The 16,609-nt window shown below is 68.1% G+C and carries 16 protein-coding genes; 5 read left to right on the forward strand and 11 right to left on the reverse strand.

Annotation, left to right across the window (positions count from 1 at the left end; translation table 11 throughout):
- Nucleotides 1-81: 81 nt before the first annotated feature.
- Nucleotides 82-876 (reverse strand): MetQ/NlpA family ABC transporter substrate-binding protein, encoded by a 795-nt coding sequence (locus IMX13_RS18475; RefSeq protein WP_065175202.1) that lies wholly within the window; start codon nucleotides 874-876, stop codon nucleotides 82-84.
- 25 nt (nucleotides 877-901) lie between these two features.
- On the reverse strand, nucleotides 902-1,873 hold the full coding sequence (locus IMX13_RS18480; RefSeq protein ID WP_053520325.1) for a YafY family protein: 972 nt from the start codon (nucleotides 1,871-1,873) through the stop codon (nucleotides 902-904).
- Between the two features lie 83 nt (nucleotides 1,874-1,956).
- Here IMX13_RS18480 and IMX13_RS18485 point away from each other — a divergent pair, with 83 nt between their 5' ends.
- Nucleotides 1,957-2,559: a hypothetical protein gene (locus IMX13_RS18485; RefSeq protein WP_065175203.1), complete on the forward strand. Its 603-nt coding sequence runs from the start codon at nucleotides 1,957-1,959 to the stop codon at nucleotides 2,557-2,559.
- Nucleotides 2,560-2,665: 106 nt separating this feature from the next.
- Nucleotides 2,666-3,442, forward strand: coding sequence for a DUF481 domain-containing protein (locus IMX13_RS18490; RefSeq protein ID WP_065175204.1), 777 nt, complete (start codon nucleotides 2,666-2,668; stop codon nucleotides 3,440-3,442).
- A 68-nt stretch (nucleotides 3,443-3,510) separates the two neighbouring features.
- Here the strand turns inward: IMX13_RS18490 and hemC are convergent, their stop codons facing one another.
- The 6 genes from hemC to IMX13_RS18520 all read right to left on the reverse strand — a co-directional run bounded on the left by hemC (nucleotide 3,511) and on the right by IMX13_RS18520 (nucleotide 9,775).
- A complete protein-coding gene (hemC, locus tag IMX13_RS18495; protein ID WP_053520328.1) occupies nucleotides 3,511-4,422 on the reverse strand; it encodes a hydroxymethylbilane synthase in 912 nt (303 codons plus the stop codon).
- A 374-nt stretch (nucleotides 4,423-4,796) separates the two neighbouring features.
- Nucleotides 4,797-5,528, reverse strand: coding sequence for a LytTR family DNA-binding domain-containing protein (locus tag IMX13_RS18500; protein WP_053517196.1), 732 nt, complete (start codon nucleotides 5,526-5,528; stop codon nucleotides 4,797-4,799).
- Between the two features lie 10 nt (nucleotides 5,529-5,538).
- Nucleotides 5,539-6,582: a sensor histidine kinase gene (locus tag IMX13_RS18505; RefSeq protein ID WP_065174485.1), complete on the reverse strand. Its 1,044-nt coding sequence runs from the start codon at nucleotides 6,580-6,582 to the stop codon at nucleotides 5,539-5,541.
- Nucleotides 6,583-6,585: 3 nt separating this feature from the next.
- Complete coding sequence (locus IMX13_RS18510) at nucleotides 6,586-7,245, reverse strand: alpha/beta hydrolase (protein ID WP_065174484.1); 660 nt, start codon at nucleotides 7,243-7,245, stop codon at nucleotides 6,586-6,588.
- A 50-nt stretch (nucleotides 7,246-7,295) separates the two neighbouring features.
- Entirely contained in the window at nucleotides 7,296-9,221 is a 1,926-nt protein-coding gene (mdoH, locus tag IMX13_RS18515; protein WP_053517189.1) for a glucans biosynthesis glucosyltransferase MdoH, read from the reverse strand.
- Nucleotides 9,222-9,604: 383 nt separating this feature from the next.
- The gene (locus IMX13_RS18520) at nucleotides 9,605-9,775 is read right to left on the reverse strand and encodes a hypothetical protein (RefSeq protein ID WP_164972337.1); all 171 of its coding nucleotides are present in this window, start codon (nucleotides 9,773-9,775) and stop codon (nucleotides 9,605-9,607) included.
- A gap of 215 nt (nucleotides 9,776-9,990) precedes the next feature.
- On the opposite strand from IMX13_RS18520, the gene IMX13_RS18525 reads away from it, so the two are divergent.
- Nucleotides 9,991-10,377 (forward strand): DUF2628 domain-containing protein, encoded by a 387-nt coding sequence (locus IMX13_RS18525; protein ID WP_111186117.1) that lies wholly within the window; start codon nucleotides 9,991-9,993, stop codon nucleotides 10,375-10,377.
- Between the two features lie 79 nt (nucleotides 10,378-10,456).
- Here IMX13_RS18525 and IMX13_RS19035 read toward each other — a convergent pair whose 3' ends face one another.
- Entirely contained in the window at nucleotides 10,457-12,997 is a 2,541-nt protein-coding gene (locus tag IMX13_RS19035) for a methyl-accepting chemotaxis protein (protein WP_193396945.1), read from the reverse strand.
- 210 nt (nucleotides 12,998-13,207) lie between these two features.
- A complete protein-coding gene (locus IMX13_RS18535; protein ID WP_053517184.1) occupies nucleotides 13,208-14,101 on the reverse strand; it encodes an NAD(P)-dependent oxidoreductase in 894 nt (297 codons plus the stop codon).
- Nucleotides 14,102-14,305: 204 nt separating this feature from the next.
- Between IMX13_RS18535 and IMX13_RS18540 the strand changes: the two genes are divergently transcribed.
- Nucleotides 14,306-14,593 (forward strand): KGG domain-containing protein, encoded by a 288-nt coding sequence (locus IMX13_RS18540; protein WP_193396946.1) that lies wholly within the window; start codon nucleotides 14,306-14,308, stop codon nucleotides 14,591-14,593.
- 10 nt (nucleotides 14,594-14,603) lie between these two features.
- On the opposite strand, the gene IMX13_RS18545 is transcribed toward IMX13_RS18540, so the two are convergent.
- The gene (locus tag IMX13_RS18545; RefSeq protein ID WP_193396947.1) at nucleotides 14,604-14,954 is read right to left on the reverse strand and encodes a VOC family protein; all 351 of its coding nucleotides are present in this window, start codon (nucleotides 14,952-14,954) and stop codon (nucleotides 14,604-14,606) included.
- A gap of 223 nt (nucleotides 14,955-15,177) precedes the next feature.
- Here IMX13_RS18545 and IMX13_RS18550 point away from each other — a divergent pair.
- Nucleotides 15,178-16,609: S8 family peptidase (locus tag IMX13_RS18550; RefSeq protein WP_193396948.1), on the forward strand; the 1,432-nt coding region annotated here is incomplete at its 3' end.

Genomic DNA, 16,609 nt, shown 5'->3' on the forward strand with positions numbered 1-16,609 from the left:
TCGATTGAGGGCGGTAGCGCCGGGCCAGGCCCGGCGAATCAACCCCCAATCCGCCGGGCTTGGCCCGGCGCTGCCCCAACATCAGAACGCCGGCAGCACGGCACCCTTGTACTTGGTCTCGATGAACGCCTTCACCTGTGCGCTGGTGAGCGCCTTGGCCAGCTTCTGCACGCGCGCATCATCCTTGTTGTCGGGCCGGGCCACCAGGAAGTTCACGTACGGCGAGTCCTTGCTTTCGATCGCCAGCGCATCCCGGGTCGGGTTCAGACCCGCATCCAATGCATAGTTGGTGTTGATCAGGGCCAGGTCCACCTGATCCAGTACGCGGGGCAGCATCGCCGAATCCAGCTCGCGGAACTTCAGCTGCTTCGGATTGGAGACGATGTCGCGCTGGGTTGCCAGCGCATTGGTCGGATCCTTCAGCTCGATCACACCGGCCTTGTGCAGCAGGATCAGCGCCCGGCTGTTGTTGCTCGGATCGTTCGGGATGACCACATCCGCGCCTTCGCGCAGTTCGGCCAGCGACTTGATCTTGCGCGAGTATGCGCCGAACGGCTCGATGTGCACGCCGATCACCGTCACCAGATCGGTCTTGCGGTCGCGGTTGTAGGCGTCCAGGTACGGCTCGGTCTGGAAGTAGTTCACGTCCACCTGCTTCTGCACCAGCTGGTCGTTGGGCTGCACGTAGTCGTTGAACACGCGCACGTCCAGTTCCACGCCTTCCTGTTTGAGGATCGGCTTGACCACCTCGAGGATTTCGGCGTGCGGCACGGCCGTGGCGGCCACCACCAGCTTCTGCGAAGGCTCGCCGGACTTGCCGCAGGCGGTCAGGGCCAGCGCAGCGGCGAGCAGGGGCAGCAACAGGGTCTTCTTCATGGGCGGAATGATTCTCGGGGGGAGGTCAGGATCTATCGTAGTTGCTCAGGGCCAGCTCGAGCAGCGCCTTGGCCTGCTCGCGCAGCATCGTCGGTTCGACGATCTCGGCATCCGAGCCGTAATGCAGCACATCCATCAGCAGTTCGCGTGACACGCTGTAAGGCACTTTCAGTTCATAGCGGCCGTCGGCCAGGAAACGGCCCTGCTGCTTGGAATGCCAGTGCTCATCGGCGACCCAGCGCGCAGCCTTGGCGCTGAACAGGATGGTGGCCCAGCCCTTCGGCGCACCGGAGAAAATGCCGTAGCTGGCACCCAGCTGCTCGTCCAGTTCGCTGTCGGCCACGTCACGGGCCGTGTGGTCGATCACCCGCGCCTTGTGGATCCGGTCCACCGCGAAGCTGCGGAGGGCCTCGCGGTCGTGGTCCCACGCATCGAGGTACCAGTTGTCGCGGTAGTGGGTCAGGCGCTGCGGCGAAACAGTGCGCTTGGTCGGTTCGTCGGTGGAACGGGCGCGGTACTCGAAGCCCAGCTGGCGCCGCTCGAGCACGGCCGAAGCCACGCTGCGGAAGCTGCCTTCGTCGAATTTGCGGCCGCGATGCGGAATGACCCGCACCCGGTCCACCGGCCAGCTGGAGACCCCCGCCTGCGCGGCCAGCAGGCTTTCGATGCGCTGCTGCAGCGGTGCCAGCACCGAAGACAGCACGCCGCCGCCGGTACGGGCCAGCAGGTGCTGCGATGCCAGCAGGGCATGCAGCTCCTCCGAGCTGAGCCAGAGGCCGGGTAGTTCGAAGCGGTCGCTTTCGTCGGCGTGATAGCGGAAGCCGGCCTCACCATCGCCCTCGATCGGCGCCATCAGCGCGTCGCGCAGGAACGCCAGGTCGCGGTAGACGGTGGCACGGGAACAACCGAGCTTGTCCTGCAGGGTCGCCACCGTCACCGGATAGCGCGCGGACTTGAGCAGACGATGCAGGGCGGTGATGCGTTCGTATCGGTCCATGCCCCCGATTATGTCCGAGTCGCGGGTCTTGTGTGGGGGGTTTGGGCTATCGTGGGCGCCCCGCCCTCTGCGAAAGCCCTCCCATGCGCCGGTTGCCCGCCCTGCCCCTGCTGGCCTGCCTGCTGCTGGCTGCCTGTGGTCGCCCCCCAGCGCCGTCCGGCGGCGACGCGGTCGTTCCGCAGGCCGACCCGGCGCAGGCGGTACTGGCCGCCAGCCAACGGTTCGCCGCCCTGCGCAGCTTCCACGCGGAACTGGAAGTGCTGGGTACGCCACAGCCGGTCCGCAGTGCGATGGACTTCGTGGCCCCGGACCGATTCCGGGTACAGACGGCGGCCGGTGCACAGACCATCATCGGTGACACGATGTTCCTGCAGGCCGACGGGGCCATCCGCCAGGTGCCGACGCCGCCCGGTCTGCTCGAGCAATGGCGGACGCCGCTGCCGGCCGACGTCGCGCCCGCGGCGCTGCAGGCCGAGGATCTGGGCAGCCAGACGCTGGACGGGGTCCAGACCCGCCGCTACCGGCTGCGTGGCGCCGGCCCCGGCGAGCGCCTGGAGTACTGGGTGGATGGGCAGGGCCTGCCACGCCAGATCGTGCGCAGCGGCAGCAGCAACGGCAAGGTGTTCCAGCTGCGCCTGCGCTATTCGCGCTTCAACGACCCCTCCCTCCGCATCGAGCTGCCCTGAATGGGGAGCGGTGACAACGCCTGCTGAAGCGGCCAGCGCCATGGGGCGGACGGCCATCACGCTTCCAGTATCATCACGGGTTGTTAACCGCTTCGGAGAAGCCTCGATGTCCCTGCGCGTGTCCCTGCTGATTCCCCTGCTGCTCTGCGCCCCGCTGGCGTACGCGCAGGATGCATCCGAACTGGCGGCGATGTCCTCGCCCTGGAGCGGCAGCGGCGGCGAGCTCGGCTTCGCCTCGGCACGCGGCAACAGCAGCACCGAGAGCTTCAACGGTCGCCTGCGCCTGCGCTACACCGACGGTGACTGGGTGCACAGCATGGACCTGTTCGGCCTGCGTTCCAGCTCCAAGGTGACCGAGACCAACGACGACGGCACCACCACCCGCCGCAACAACACCACCGCCAACCGCTACACCGGCAGCGCCGGCAGCGCGCTGCAGCTGGGCGAGCACCGCCAGCTGACCGCCACGGTGCGTACCGAGCGCGATGACTTCGCCACCTACGACCGCCAGAGCTCGTTCGGTCTGGGTTACGGCACCCGTCTGTGGAGTACCGAGCGCTTCTATTTCGATGCCCAGGTCGGCCCCGGTGTGCGCCGCACCCACAGCACCGAGGATGATCGCACCCGTACCGGGCTGATCGGTCGTGGCCTGTTCGACATGAAGTACTCGCTTACCGAGAACACCGATCTGGTCAACACGCTGCTGGTCGAATCGGGGTCGTACAACACCTTCGGCCAGAACGATTTCGGCCTGTCGGTGAGCATGAATGAACACCTGGCCTTGAAGGCCGGCTGGCAGGCCCGCTACAACAGCGACGTCGCGGTGGACAAGCGCAAGACCGATACGCTGACCACCATGAACGTGGTCTACAAGTTCAAATAAGCGAAACGGGCGCCTGGCGCCCGTTTTCGTTTCTGTTCCGCAGCGCCTGGCCGAGGGAATCGGCCGGGTCAGGCGTTCAGCAGCTCACCCGCCCCGCCATCGAGCAGCCTCTGCGCCACGCGCTGGCCCAGCGCGTCCGGGTCGCTGGCCGGGCCCACGCCTTCGGCGCGCACCGCACGGCCATCGCTGGCGCTGCCGACCAGCCCCTGCAGGTGCAGGTCCTGCCCCTGCCACTGCGCGATCGCCGCCACCGGCACATGGCAGCTGCCATGCAGCGCGCGGTTCATTGCCCGCTCCGCTTCCACGCAGGCGCGTGTCGCGGCGTCATCGAGCGCAGCGAACAAGGCCATCAGCGGCGCATTGCTGCCGTCGCACTCCACGGCCACGGCGCCCTGCGCCGGCGCCGGCAGCCAGTGCGGCGGCTGCAGGCGCAGCACGATCCGATCGCCCAGTCCCAGGCGCTCCAGCCCGGCGACGGCCAGCACGATGGCGTCGTAGCCCCCGTTGTCGAGCTTGGCCAGGCGCGTATTGACGTTGCCACGCAGGTCCAGCAGTTCCAGGTCCGGGCGCAGCGCACGCAGCTGGGCCTGGCGGCGCAGCGAGGACGTGCCGACGCGCGCGCCGATGGGCAACGCATCAAGCGAGGCATAGAGGTTGGAGACGAAGCCGTCGGCCGGGTCATGACGGGGCAGCATGGCCGGCAGCACGAACGGCGCATCCAGTTCCATCGGCACATCCTTCAGCGAATGCACGGCGCAGTCGGCGTCGCCGCGCAGGATGGCCAGCTCCAGTTCCTTCAGGAACAGGCCCTTGCCACCGATGGCGGCCAGCGAGCGGTCGAGCACTTCATCGCCGCGCGTGCTCATCGGGACCAGCTCCACGTGCAGGCCGGGATGGGCCTGGCGGAGGCGGTCGGCGACGTGTTCGCTCTGCCAGAGGGCGAGCGGGCTCTTGCGGGTGGCGATGCGGACGGTTTCCATCCGGTCATTATCGCGCCTTCGGCGCGGATACAGCCAACGGCGGAGCCCCTCGTGGCTGGCTGGGGACAAGGCTGAAGCAACAGCCGTGCTTGGCCGGGCGGGATGGGCTGCGCAGGGGCCGCTGCAAGCACGTCCATGTAAGCTCGGTCGCCGCATCCATGCGGCTCACGCCCCTGCGCAACCCACCCCGCCCGGCCTCTGACAGTTTCCGTGTGCGCCAGCCACGGAAGATCAAAAGAAAGAAGCAGAAGCAACAGCCAGCGGCTCTCGGGGTCAGATCCCTTTTCCTGCGGAAAAGGGATCTGACCCCTCTCTCCCACCCGATAACACGTTGCCGTCCGTCACCGGGAAATTCGCGAGGGTGAGTCGGACACTCACAGATGCCGCAGTTCCTGCTTCAGCGTCGCCACACAGCGGCGGCTGACCTCCAGCGGCTGCTTGCCATGCCGGAGCACCGCCTGCACCTGCCCGCCCACGCCACGACGCAGTTCCACCAGTTCGTGCCGCGCCACCAGACAGTTGCGGTGGATGCGCACGAAGCGGCTGGCGAATTCCTCCTCCAGCGACTTCAGCGACTCCTCGATCAGGTCCTCACCACGCGCGTGGTGCACCACCACGTACTTTTCCTCGGCCTGCAGGTAATGGATGTCATCCAGTGGAATCAGCCGCAGGCTGCCCCGCAGCCGGGCGCACAGCATGCTGCGTGCCTGTTGCCCCGCGTCGTGCTGTGGCTGCCCCCCGCGCCCGGCCAGAAAGGTCCGTGCGCGCGCGATGGCCGCTGCCAGCCGCTCGGCACGCACCGGCTTCATCAGGTAGTCGATGGCCGCCGCTTCGAATGCCGACAAGGCATGCGCGTCGTAGGCCGTACAGAACACCACCGCCGGGCGTGGCTCGAAGCTGGCCAGGTGACGGGCCGCTTCCAGCCCATCCAGTCCGGGCATCGCGATGTCCAGCAGCACCAGGTCCGGCTGCAGTTCCGCGCAGGCGTGCAGGGCCTGCTCGCCGTTACCGGCCTCGGCCACCACGTCCACCCCCTCCTGCGCCGCCAGCAGGCTGCGCAGGCGCTCGCGCGCCAGCGGTTCGTCATCGGCGATGACTACCCTCACGATCGTTCCCTCACTGGATCGGCACCGTCACCTGGCAGGCATAGTAGCCCTCGCTCCAGCCGGCCGTCATCCGTGCGGCACTGCCGAAGCGCCACGCCAGGCGATGACCGATGCTGTGCTGGGCATGCCCGGCGCCGCGGGCCAGGGCCAGCCCCGGCGTCTGTGGATCGGGAGCGGGATTGCGTACGCGGATGTGCAGCTCGTTGCCTTCGCGCGCCACGTGCAGCTCGACGGTGCCACCTTCCGGCAACCGCGAAATGCCATGCAGCACCGCGTTTTCCACCAGTGGCTGCAACACCAGCCGCGGCAGCGGCTGCTCCCACGGCAGCGGCTCGTCACGCTGCCAATGCACCTGCAGGCGCTCTCCCAGGCGCAGCGACTCGATCGACAGGTAACGCTCGGCCAGCTCGCATTCGGCCTGCAGGGTGGAATCTCCATCGCCCGCCCCCAGCGCCGCGCGGAACAGATCGGACAGGTCCAGCACGGCGCGTTCGGCCACCGCCGGATCACGATGCAGCAGACTGGCGATCAGATTCATGCTGTTGAACAGGAAATGCGGTCGGATCCGGGCCTGCAGTGCATCGGCCTGTGCACGTGCGTTGGCCTGCACCTGCGCGGCCCAGCGGTCGCTCACGTAGAAGTAGCGCAGGGCCAGCGCGCTGATCAGTGCGCTGGTGGCCGCACTGCCAAGGGTGAAGCGCCAGAAGCTGATGCCACGGGCGAAGCTGTCGCCCAGCACGGCATACAGCGCGTGGATGATGCCCGCGCAGACCACGGCGATCAGCGCCGCCAGTGCGATCGCCGCAGCGGCGCCCAGCAGCGGTGGCAGCCTCGACAGCGCCTGCCGCAGCATGCACAGGCTGGCGGTCACCGCCAGCGCCAGCCAGAGTGCGAAACCGCTGGCCGAAAGCAGCTCGCCCACCGTCCAGTGACGGCTGCCATCGGGGGCCAGGGCCAGCAGCACCACCACCAGCTCGGCCAGGCCGAGCATCGCCGCCAGCCGCCGCAGGCGGCACAGTTCCGGCATCCAGGGAGGCGTGCTGGCCGGAGACATGGGTCAGGCGACGCCCAGGCGTTCCTGCAGCCAGTCACCCAGGGCATCGATCTCCTCGGCACAGACCTGGTGCGCCATCGGGTAGCTGTGCCACTGCACCTGCAGGCCCAACGCGCGCAGCGCCTGCGCGCTGTGTGCGGCTACCGCCTGCGGAATGACCGGGTCGCCGCTGCCGTGAGCCATGAACACCGGCACGTCCACTGCGGTAGCCACGCGCTCGGCGCTGTCCGCGTCGGGCAGGTAGGTGGACAGCGCGATCAGCCCGGCCAGCGGCGCCGTGCGCGACAGCGCGGCGGTAAGAATGATCGCGCCCCCCTGCGAGAAGCCGGCCAGGAAGATCTGCTCCGGCGTGATGCCCCGCTCGATCTCGCGGGCGATCAGGGCCTCTACCTGGGCCACCGATTCGCGCACGCCGGCCATGTCGGCGCGGGAACGGAAATCCATGCCGACGATGTCGTACCAGCCGCGCATCGGCACGCCGTTGTTGATCGTGATCGGCCGCACCGGGGCGTGCGGGAACACGAAGCGCAGCGCCGGCCAGTGCGGACGCACCAGCTCCGGAACGATCGGGGCGAAGTCATGGCCATCGGCGCCGAGGCCGTGCAGCCAGATCACCGACCACTGCGGCGAGGCGCCGGTTTCCTGTTCCACCGTTTGCAGCATGTTGCGGCTCCTTCAGATGCGAGCCGCATTATGCCGCCGGTGTGGGGCGATCAGTACAGCGGTGGCTGTTCGGCCGCTTCCCGGCGCAGCTGCGCGGCGCGTACCAGCACCGGCGGCGGAATGTTCTCCTCGGGGATGTCGAGCAGGCCCAGCCGGTGCAGAAACGCACCGGGACCGCGCGACGAGGTCAGTGCGACCACCGGGATGGCCAGCACCATGCCGATCACCACCGGCGCCATCCATGCCGCCAGCGACGGCGAGACCAGCCAGGCCAGCACGCCCATGAAGGCGCCGAACAGGCCCAGGCCGCCGTAACCGCGCACCAGCGCCATCCAGGAAATGCCACCGTCGTCGCGCTGCTGGGCGTCCCACCCCGAGTCGCGTCCGGACAGCACTTCGGCCACGCCGCGGGACTGCACATACATGACCACCGGCGCCATCAGTGCCGCCAGCACGGTCTCCACCAGCATCGACACGAAGGCACGGAACGCACCGCCGCAGCCACGACGATCCACCGGGTCCAGCAGCATCGCCAGGTAGCCCAGCACCTTGGGCATCAGCAGTACCGCCATGGTGGCGGCGAACAGGCGCACCACCTGCTGCTCGTCCTGCGCGCGCCAGTACACGCCGGGCGCCAGGTGCAGCACGGCATTGAAGTCGATGCCTTCCTGGAACAGCGGGATGGCGATGCCGATCAGCATCAGCATCGCCCACATGGGCGCAGTGAAGTAATGGCCGATGCCGATCAGCATGTGCATGCGGCTGATCCAGTGCAGGCCGCGGCTGCCGACCACCTTGCCGTGCTGCAGGTTGCCCTGGCACCAGCGACGGTCGCGCACCAGCAGGTCGGTCAGGGTCGGCGGGCCTTCCTCATAGCTGCCCCCCAGGTACGGCACCATGTGCGCGGCCCAGCCGCCACGCCGCATCAGCGCGGCTTCGACGAAGTCGTGGCTGAGCACGTGGCCGCCGAACGGCTTGCGCCCAGGCAGCGATGGCAGGCCGGCATGGTCGGCGAAGGCACGGGTGCGGATGATGGCGTTGTGGCCCCAGTAGTTGCTTTCAGCGCCGTGCCACCAGGCCACGCCCCGGGCGATCACCGGCCCGTAGACGCGGCCACCGAACTGCTGCATGCGGGCGAACAGGGTGCGTCCGCCGATCACCGACGGCAGGGTCTGGATCAGGCCGACGTCAGCGTTGTGTTCCATGCCGGCCACCAGGCGCACGATGCTGTCGCCGGTCATCAGGCTGTCGGCGTCCAGGATCAGCATCTGCGGGTAGGCCCCGCCGAAGCGGCGCACCCAGTCGGCGATGTTGCCCGCCTTGCGGCCACTGTTGTCGCCACGACGGCGGTAGAACAGCCGCACGCGGCCGTCGGGCACCTGCTCGCGGAGCTCGGCGAAGACCTGCTCTTCGGCCCGCGCGATATCGTCACGGCGGGTGTCACTGAGCACGAAGAAGTCGAAACGCTCCAGCTGGCCGGTGGCCGCCACCGATTCGTAGATCGCACGCAGGCCGGCCAGCAGCCGGCGCGGATCCTCGTTGTAGGTCGGCATCAGCAGCGCCGTGCGGCTGTGCACGGTGGGCAGCGGCTTGTCCGGATCAATGCCCAGGCGATAGCCACGGTCGAACACGGCGGTGAGGAAGCCTGCCACCGCGCTGGCGAACGACAGCGCGATCCAGGCGAACAGGCCCACGAACAGCACCAGCAGGCAGGCTTCGAGCACGCTGATGCCGTTGACCGACAACACCCGCCACATCATCCGGGTGGCCGCTGCGGTCATCACCAGCGTGCCGCCCAGGATGTACAGCCGACGCAGGCCGATCAGGCGTGGCGAGGTGCGGTGCCGGCGCACCCTGAGCTGCCCTTCGCGCAGGGTCTGCTCGGGCATCGGCAAGGGCACTTCGGCAGGCAGCAGCGCCCAGCCGGCGTCAGGCCCGGGCGATTCCGCCTCCGCATGGATGGTCTGCACCCCCATCGGCGCCTACTCCGCGCAGTCGGCATGGCCGGCCGTCCCGGCCAGGCTGCATGCACGAAGGTTCCCGGCGCGCCTTCCCGGCGCCCGCACTTGTCCTGGCTGCGTCGGCCTGAGGCTGCGCAGTCGCTGTCTGTCACTACCGGAACCCACACGATCTCCAACGGGGCGGAATCGAAAATGCGGCCCAGTCTAGGCCGCTACATGTAAGCCGGGTGCGAAGGCCTACGCCGGGATTTCTCCCCATTCAGCAAACAGCAGGCGAGGCTGCCGACGGCCTGCCGGATCGACCACAATTGGATCGAGCAAAACGGGCGGCGGCACATCCCTCGGCGATCGCGCTGGCGACGGGGCCAACGCGATCGATCGTACTTCAGCAGCGCGCGTTACTCGTCCTGCAGGACGACGCCGGCCGCGTCCTGCAGGGCAGCGGTGCGCGCACGGTCCATCGCCACCGCCAGTTGCTGGCGGGCGAGCAGTTGTTGGGCCTGCACCACTTCGGGTGTGGGCAGAAGCACCGGTCCCGGTGCGTTTTCCGGTGTAGCGGGTGTGGTCATGCAACCTCCGTGGACATCCCCGCTGCCGCGCGGGTCCAACCGGGCGGCAGCGGAACTGCGCACCCTATCCTAAAAACAAGGCGGATGGGTGACGTACAAGCCGGTGAGGCCTGCGCCTGCAAAGGGCATGCGTCACGTTCCAGGCACGCAGCGCTGGATCCTGAATAGGCATTTCCGGTAGCATGAAAACGTTTTCTCACAGGGAAGTTCCTCCCATGAATACCGTCGACCTCACCCACTTCAGCCCCAAGTGGCAGTTCCGCTTCAACTTCTACCGCCAGCACGGCGCGCCCAAGGAGCCCGGCTTCAAGCAGGCATGGCGGGCCCTGTCCTTCGGTGACCGCCTGAAGATCAACCTGAACATCTTTGCCCTGTTCTTCGGCCCTATCTACCTGCTGATCCTGGGCATGTGGCGCAAGGCGCTGGTGGTGGTCGGCATCGCCATCGCCCTGGCGGCCATCACGATGTTCCTGCCCGACATCGTCGGCCGCGCGGTGTTCATCGCCTTCAATGTCCTGGTCGCCTCCAGCACCAACTACAGCTATTACCTGGAAAAGGTGGAAGGCCGGACCGGCTGGAACCCGTTTGAAGGAATGTTCTGAGCCACTCAGACCTGCGCACGGACGCGCGGCAAGGATGCAACCGACGCCCGGCCCCCGCCGGGCGTCTTCGTTTCCGGCATCAGGCCGCGCGCAGCGTGGCCGTCGTGCCCGTGCCCGCTTCCGACTGCAGCCGGAAGCGGGACACCGCCACCGCAAGCTGCTCGGCCTGCTCTTCCATCGCGCGCGCGGCAGCACTGGCCTCTTCCACCAGCGCCGCATTCTGCTGGGTGGTTTCATCCATCTGCACCACGGTCTGGTTGACCTGCTCGATGCCGGCCGACTGCTCGCGCGAGGCGGCCGAGATCTCGGCCATGATCTCGTTGACCCGCCCGACCTGGCCGACGATCTCCTGCATGGTGTTGCCTGCGCGGTGCACCAGCTGCGCACCGCTGCCGACCTGGGCCACCGATGCGTCGATCAGTCCCTTGATTTCCTTCGCCGCTGCGGCCGAGCGCTGGGCCAGCGCACGCACTTCGCTGGCCACCACGGCGAAGCCGCGTCCCTGCTCGCCCGCACGCGCGGCCTCAACGGCGGCGTTAAGGGCCAGGATGTTGGTCTGGAAGGCGATGCCGTCGATCACCGAGATGATCTCGGCGATGCGCTGCGATGAGGTTTCGATCTGCTGCATGGTCTGTACCACCTGGCCGACCACCGTTCCGCCTTCGCTGGCCACGTCCGCCGCCGATGCGGCCAACGTGTTCGCCTGCAGGGCATGATCGGCATTCTGGCGCACGGTGGAGGTCAACTCCTCCATCGACGCTGCCGTTTCTTCCAGGTTGGCCGCCTGCAGTTCTGTGCGACGCGACAGATCGCTGTTGCCCGCGGCGATCTCGCCGGCCGCCAGGCGGATGCTCGCCGCTGACTGCTGGATCTGGCCGACGATATGGGTCAGCTGTTGCGCGGTGCTGTTGGCATCGTCGCGCATCACCGCGAACACACCATGGAAGTCGCCCTGCATGCGTGCACTGAGATCGCCGGCGGCGATGGCGCGCAGCAGCGTGGAAAGCGCCGCGAGGTTGTGGTCGCTGGCCTGCATCATCGCGTTCAGCGTGGTCACCATGCGGCGGAAATCGTGCTCGAACCGCTCACTGTCACCACGCACGGCAAAGTCGCCGGCGGCAGCAGCGGCGGCCAGCTGCTGGATCTGCTCGTTGATCGCCGCCAGGTTGCTCTTGGTGGTGGCCATGGCGGCGGTGAACACCGCCTTCTCGCCCGGCAGCGGCTCCATGTCCACGCTCAGATCGCCCACCGCGTAGCGCTGCATCACGTCCACCAGCCGCTGGGTGACCGCATTGCTGGACGCCACCAGCTGATTGCTGTCGGCCACCATGCGACCGTACTCCCCCGGGAAGGCCGCCGCGTCCATCCGGTAACTGAGCTCGCCCGCATCATGGCGGCGTGCCATCTCCGCCTGCGCCGCCATCACCGCCTGCAGCTGTCCCCGCATGCCCTGCATCGCCTCGAGCAGGCGCCCGACCTCATCATTGCCGCGCGCCGGCAGCGCGGTGTCCAGCTTGCCCGCCGCCACGTCTCCTGCAACGCGTACCGCCTGCGCCAGCGGCCGGATCGCCAGCTGGCGCAGCAGCAGGTAGACGCCGGCGCTCAATGTCAGCGCGGCCAGCACGCCGACCAGCAGCGTCAGCCACAGCAGCTGGCGAGCCTCGGCCACGATCACGGCATGCGGCACCACCACACCCAGCGCGAAGCGCTGCGGGGCATCGCCAACCCGCAGTGGCACGTACAGGCGCACATTGCCGGCGGCATCCGGCTCGAACGCTTCGACGGTCCTGTCGGCCGCGATTGCGGCCAGCATGTCGCGGGTGAAGGCATCGGTGCGCGGCTTGCCGATCTCGGCGGCGTCGGCCGAAGCCAGGACTACGCCCTTGGGCGAAAGCAGTTCAACGCGGCCTGCTCCCATCGGCGCAAGCGTCGCCAGATGCTTCTGCAGCGCCGCCAGCGAGAAATCGACGGTGAACACGCCGAGGAACGTGCCGTTCTCCACGATGGGCGTGCTCAGGGTGCTCATCAGCACCTGCTGGCCGGCGATCTCATAGGCATAGGGCTCGCTCACCTTGGGCAGCTTGTCGCGGCTCGGCCCCATGTACCAGTCACCGGAACCGCTGGCGGTTTCGGTGTAGTCGGTCATCACCGACTGCTGCGGTTTGCCATCCTGCCAGGCCCAGTAGCTCATGTAGCGACCGGTGGCATCATGCGCCTCGCTGTTGACAAACTCCGCGTCCTTGCCATCGAAGGCATCGGCCTCCCACATGGTGCTCTTGCCCAGCCACTCAGGGTGCGCGCGCAGCTGCTCGCCGAGCACGGCCGCCAGGCTGGCACGGTCAGGCTGGTCGCCCCGTGCGCGCTGGGCCAGGACGGCCTCGACCATGGCATCGTTGCTGGCGAAGGCGGTGCCCAGATCGGCCGCGACCTGGCGTGCTTCGGCCTGCGCCTCGCTGACCATGGTCTGCCGCGATGCGTTGATCAGGCTGGCACTGGCCTGGCGGTAGATCAGAAAGGCGGTCAGGCCGAAGCACAACAGCGCGATGGCAGCGGTGCCCAGCATCAGCTTGTGGGCGATGCTGCCCGGACGACGGGCAGCGGCGGAGCGGGAAGACGGCATGGGAGGGTCCGCAAGGCAGGTCAGGACATCCGGCACCGCGTTGGCGCCGCGCTGGTGCGCGATCCCTCGCGCGGCGACCTGTCTGAGCCGGGCGATGCCCGGCACCGCAAGGGCGCACCGGGTTAGCGGCCGTTCCGCGGCGGGGTTGAGCCGTTGCCCTGCGTCAAGCTGAATGCACTCAGTTTGGGATGGCTCATACGTGCGGCGAACCTACTCGACCACCCGGTCCTTCAACCACTGCGTGCGTGGCAGCACTTCGATGCTGCCTGCCGCGTACTGCTGCAGTACATCGTCCGGACCGTAGCGCGGCTGCCAGCCCAGCACCGCAACCGCACGGCTGCCGTCGTACACGCGGTCGATGCTCAGCGGCAGTGGCCAGCCGCGGCGCTCGAACTCGGCCAGCAGCTGCGGTGCGCGCCGCGCCAGCACCCGGCGTGGCTGGGTGGCCAGTTCCAGGCAGTCCTCGCGCCGGAAGGGGGTCGGCGCGCAGGCGATGTAGCGCTGGAACGGTGCGCCCCCGTTGTGCAGCAGCGCGGCATGCGCGCTGGCCACATCGCGTGCATCCAGGCCCCGGTGCAGGCGGAACATCGCCATGCGCTCGGGAGGCTCGGGGAAGCAGCGGCCCATGCGCAGCACGCGCACGGCGAACGCCTCCGATGCCGCGGCTTCGGCCAGCGCCTCGGCCTGCAGCTTGGTGCGGTGGTAGATGGTCCTCGGCAGGGGTTCAGTGTCTTCGTCGATCCAGCGGCAACCGCCCGCCACCACGGCATGGCCGTACAGGGCGGTGGTGCTGGTCAACACGAAGCGTCCGACGCCAGCATCGCGCGCCAGCCGCAGCAGCTGCGCGGTCGCCTCCACGTTGATCTGCTGGAACACCGTGTCCGGCACCAGCCCGACATGCGGTGCATGCAGCGCAGCGGTGTGGATCACCGCATCCACGCCGCGCACGGCACGCTCCAGTGCCTTCGTGTTGGTGACGTCGGCAATGATGCGTGTAGTGGCGAACGGGCTGCGGTCCAGCCCGATGACTTCATGGGTGGCCGCCAACGCGCCGAAGATCGCGCGTCCGATCCGCCCGGAACTTCCGGTCAACAGAATCTTCATTGAGTCCATTCACTCAACAGCGCCCGGGAGCTACCGGGATGAACCGATTCTAGGCGTGGCCTGTGTCCAGGGCGATAGCGGCGCTGCGCAAGTGCAGCGTCAACAGCAGGCAGGCACAGCGTGAAGGCCACGCGCCATCCGCGGACGCACCGTTAGCCTGCCGTCGGCAAGCATGAGACTCCGCCACGCCGAGAGAGATCCCCTATGGCCAGCAGCAACCGCGGGTTCGCGTCGATGGACCAGCGCACGCAGCGCGCGATCGCCGCCAAGGGTGGGCGCGCCGCCCATGCCTCCGGCAACGCCCATGAATTCAGTCCCGCCGAGGCGCGCATTGCCGGCCGCAAGGGAGGCGAAGCCATCAGCCGCGATCGCCAGCACATGGCCGCGATCGGTCGCGAAGGCGGCCATGCACGCCACGCCCGCGCACAGCAGCAGCGCCAGCAATCCGACCACGGTCCACGGGATCGCGACGAACCGGGTCAGCAGGACTGAGCAACGCGCCTCAGCTGTGGCTGAGCAGGTTCAGCAGGCGCCCGAACGGGTCCCTGACGAAGAACCGACGCACGCCCCATGGCTCCTCGACAGGACCATAAACGACATCAATGCCGGCGCTGCGGATCCGTTGCAGGACGTCATCCAGATCGTCCACCTCGATCGACAGGTCCGGTACCGGCGTTCCCGACCCGCCCTCTCTGGCGAAGCTGAGCTGCGCAGGCGCAGTGTGCTGCCCGGCGTAGGTGACGATCCAGCCATGATCCATCACCACCGGCATGCCGAGGATGCCGCCGTAGAACGCGGCGGCGCGCGTCGGATCGGGTGTGGCGATGTTGGCGACGATGCGTCTGACAGCCATGGCGTTCCTGTTCAATGAGGGGCGAAAACGAAAACTGTGCGGCGGCCAGCACGCCGTCAATCTCCAGGGGTGCCTGTACAGACGGATGCGGCAGGGCGCGAAAAGTGCGGCTTCCGTCACGAAACATTAACGCGTTAACAAAATTCCCGTCACATCGCTGGGGGTGAAACGCATCCAGGACAGTTAGCGGCTGGGTAGACCGTCAATCAAGGAAGTTTGCCTGATGAATCACCCGCTGCATGGCCGTTCGTCCCGCTCCCGTTCCCCCTTGCAACGCCCGCTGGCACTCGCGGTGGCCAGCTCTCTGCTGCTGGCAGCCGCCCTGCCGGCGATGGCTTCCGATTCACTCGATGCCTGGCAACAGCAGCGCCAGCTGCAGGCGGCGTGGGCCCAGCCAGGCGGTGCACAAACGGACGCAACCGTTGGTGCTTCGGCGCAGGCCACGTCCACCCCGGTCCTGGGCAACGCGGGCGACGCCGCCAGTTGGCACAGCGACGAGTTCAATGCCGACTGGGGCCTGGCCGCGATGGGGGCCGACCATGCCTATGCCCGCGGCCTGACCGGCCAGGGTGTACGCCTGGCGCTGTTCGATTCCGGCTCGGCGCTGGCCCACCCGGAATTCGCCGGCCGCAACACCACCAGCATCACCATCGGCCCGGACTGCGCGACGGCGGGGATCGTCGCCGGCGAAGGGGCCTGCGCGCAGACCCGCGGCGAACAACCCGGCTACAACTATTACGGCCTCGGTGCCGGGGTGCCGGCGGCGCTCGCCGGTCGCCTGATCGCGGCCGGCCTGCCCTACGGCTTCAGCTACGCCGATCATGGCACCCACGTGCTGGGCACCATCGGCGCCAACCGCGACGGCACCGGCATGCATGGCGTGGCCTTCGGTGCCGACCTGACGGCAGCGCGCGTGTTCGGTGACACCTACTATGAGTGGCGCCTGGATCCGGATGGTTTCTATCGCCCCCGCGCGGTGTACCGCACCGACCCGGACGACGACGCCGTACTGGACATGTATGCGCAGATCCAGGCGCAGGGCGTGCGCGCCATCAACCACAGCTGGGGCATCTCGACCCGCAACATGAGTGCCGCGGCGCTCGACCGCCAGTACGCCGCGATTGGCGCGGATTACGACGTCTACGGCAGCATCTACGCAGGCAGCGACGCTGCCCCCGGGTCGACCCTGATCCAGGTGTGGTCGGCCGGCAACGGCAGCGGGGCCGTCGCGGGCATCACTGCGGCCCTGCCCCGCTGGAAGCCGGAGATCGAACCCTACTGGCTGGCCGTGGCCAACGTGCGCCAGCCGGTCGCCGACGATGGCGAAACCGACTATGTGCTCGACGACAGCTCCAGCATCTGCGGTGCCGCCGCCAACTGGTGCATCTCCGCCCCGGGCACCGACATCGCCAGCACCATCGTCTCCGGTGAGATCCAGGGACGCATCGAGGAAACCAGCGAGTACCTGCGGCTGATCATCGACAGCGAGAACACCGAGTACACCTACGGCCTGAAGACGGGCACCTCGATGGCGGCCCCGCACATCACCGGCGCTCTCGGGCTGCTGTTTGAGCGCTTCCCCTACCTGGACAGCGCACAGGTCCGCGACGTGCTGCTGACCACCGCCCGCGATCTGGGCGATCCGGGCATCGATG

Origin of the sequence: Stenotrophomonas sp. B2, assembly GCF_014947095.1 — a bacterium.
In the GTDB taxonomy this organism is placed as follows: Bacteria; Pseudomonadota; Gammaproteobacteria; order Xanthomonadales; family Xanthomonadaceae; genus Stenotrophomonas; species Stenotrophomonas maltophilia_P.

Excerpts from the sequence above, each read along its gene's own strand:
- IMX13_RS18475 (WP_065175202.1), bottom strand. The coding sequence starts at position 876 with ATGAAGAAGACCCTGTTGCTGCCCCTGCTCGCCGCTGCGCTGGCCCTG.
- IMX13_RS18480 (WP_053520325.1), bottom strand. The coding sequence starts at position 1,873 with ATGGACCGATACGAACGCATCACCGCCCTGCATCGTCTGCTCAAGTCC.
- IMX13_RS18485 (WP_065175203.1), top strand. The coding sequence starts at position 1,957 with ATGCGCCGGTTGCCCGCCCTGCCCCTGCTGGCCTGCCTGCTGCTGGCT.
- IMX13_RS18490 (WP_065175204.1), top strand. The coding sequence starts at position 2,666 with ATGTCCCTGCGCGTGTCCCTGCTGATTCCCCTGCTGCTCTGCGCCCCG.
- hemC (WP_053520328.1), bottom strand. The coding sequence starts at position 4,422 with ATGGAAACCGTCCGCATCGCCACCCGCAAGAGCCCGCTCGCCCTCTGG.
- IMX13_RS18505 (WP_065174485.1), bottom strand. The coding sequence starts at position 6,582 with ATGTCTCCGGCCAGCACGCCTCCCTGGATGCCGGAACTGTGCCGCCTG.
- IMX13_RS18510 (WP_065174484.1), bottom strand. The coding sequence starts at position 7,245 with ATGCTGCAAACGGTGGAACAGGAAACCGGCGCCTCGCCGCAGTGGTCG.
- mdoH (WP_053517189.1), bottom strand. The coding sequence starts at position 9,221 with ATGGGGGTGCAGACCATCCATGCGGAGGCGGAATCGCCCGGGCCTGAC.
- IMX13_RS18520 (WP_164972337.1), bottom strand. The coding sequence starts at position 9,775 with ATGACCACACCCGCTACACCGGAAAACGCACCGGGACCGGTGCTTCTG.
- IMX13_RS18525 (WP_111186117.1), top strand. The coding sequence starts at position 9,991 with ATGAATACCGTCGACCTCACCCACTTCAGCCCCAAGTGGCAGTTCCGC.
- IMX13_RS19035 (WP_193396945.1), bottom strand. The coding sequence starts at position 12,997 with ATGCCGTCTTCCCGCTCCGCCGCTGCCCGTCGTCCGGGCAGCATCGCC.
- IMX13_RS18535 (WP_053517184.1), bottom strand. The coding sequence starts at position 14,101 with ATGAAGATTCTGTTGACCGGAAGTTCCGGGCGGATCGGACGCGCGATC.
- IMX13_RS18540 (WP_193396946.1), top strand. The coding sequence starts at position 14,306 with ATGGCCAGCAGCAACCGCGGGTTCGCGTCGATGGACCAGCGCACGCAG.
- IMX13_RS18545 (WP_193396947.1), bottom strand. The coding sequence starts at position 14,954 with ATGGCTGTCAGACGCATCGTCGCCAACATCGCCACACCCGATCCGACG.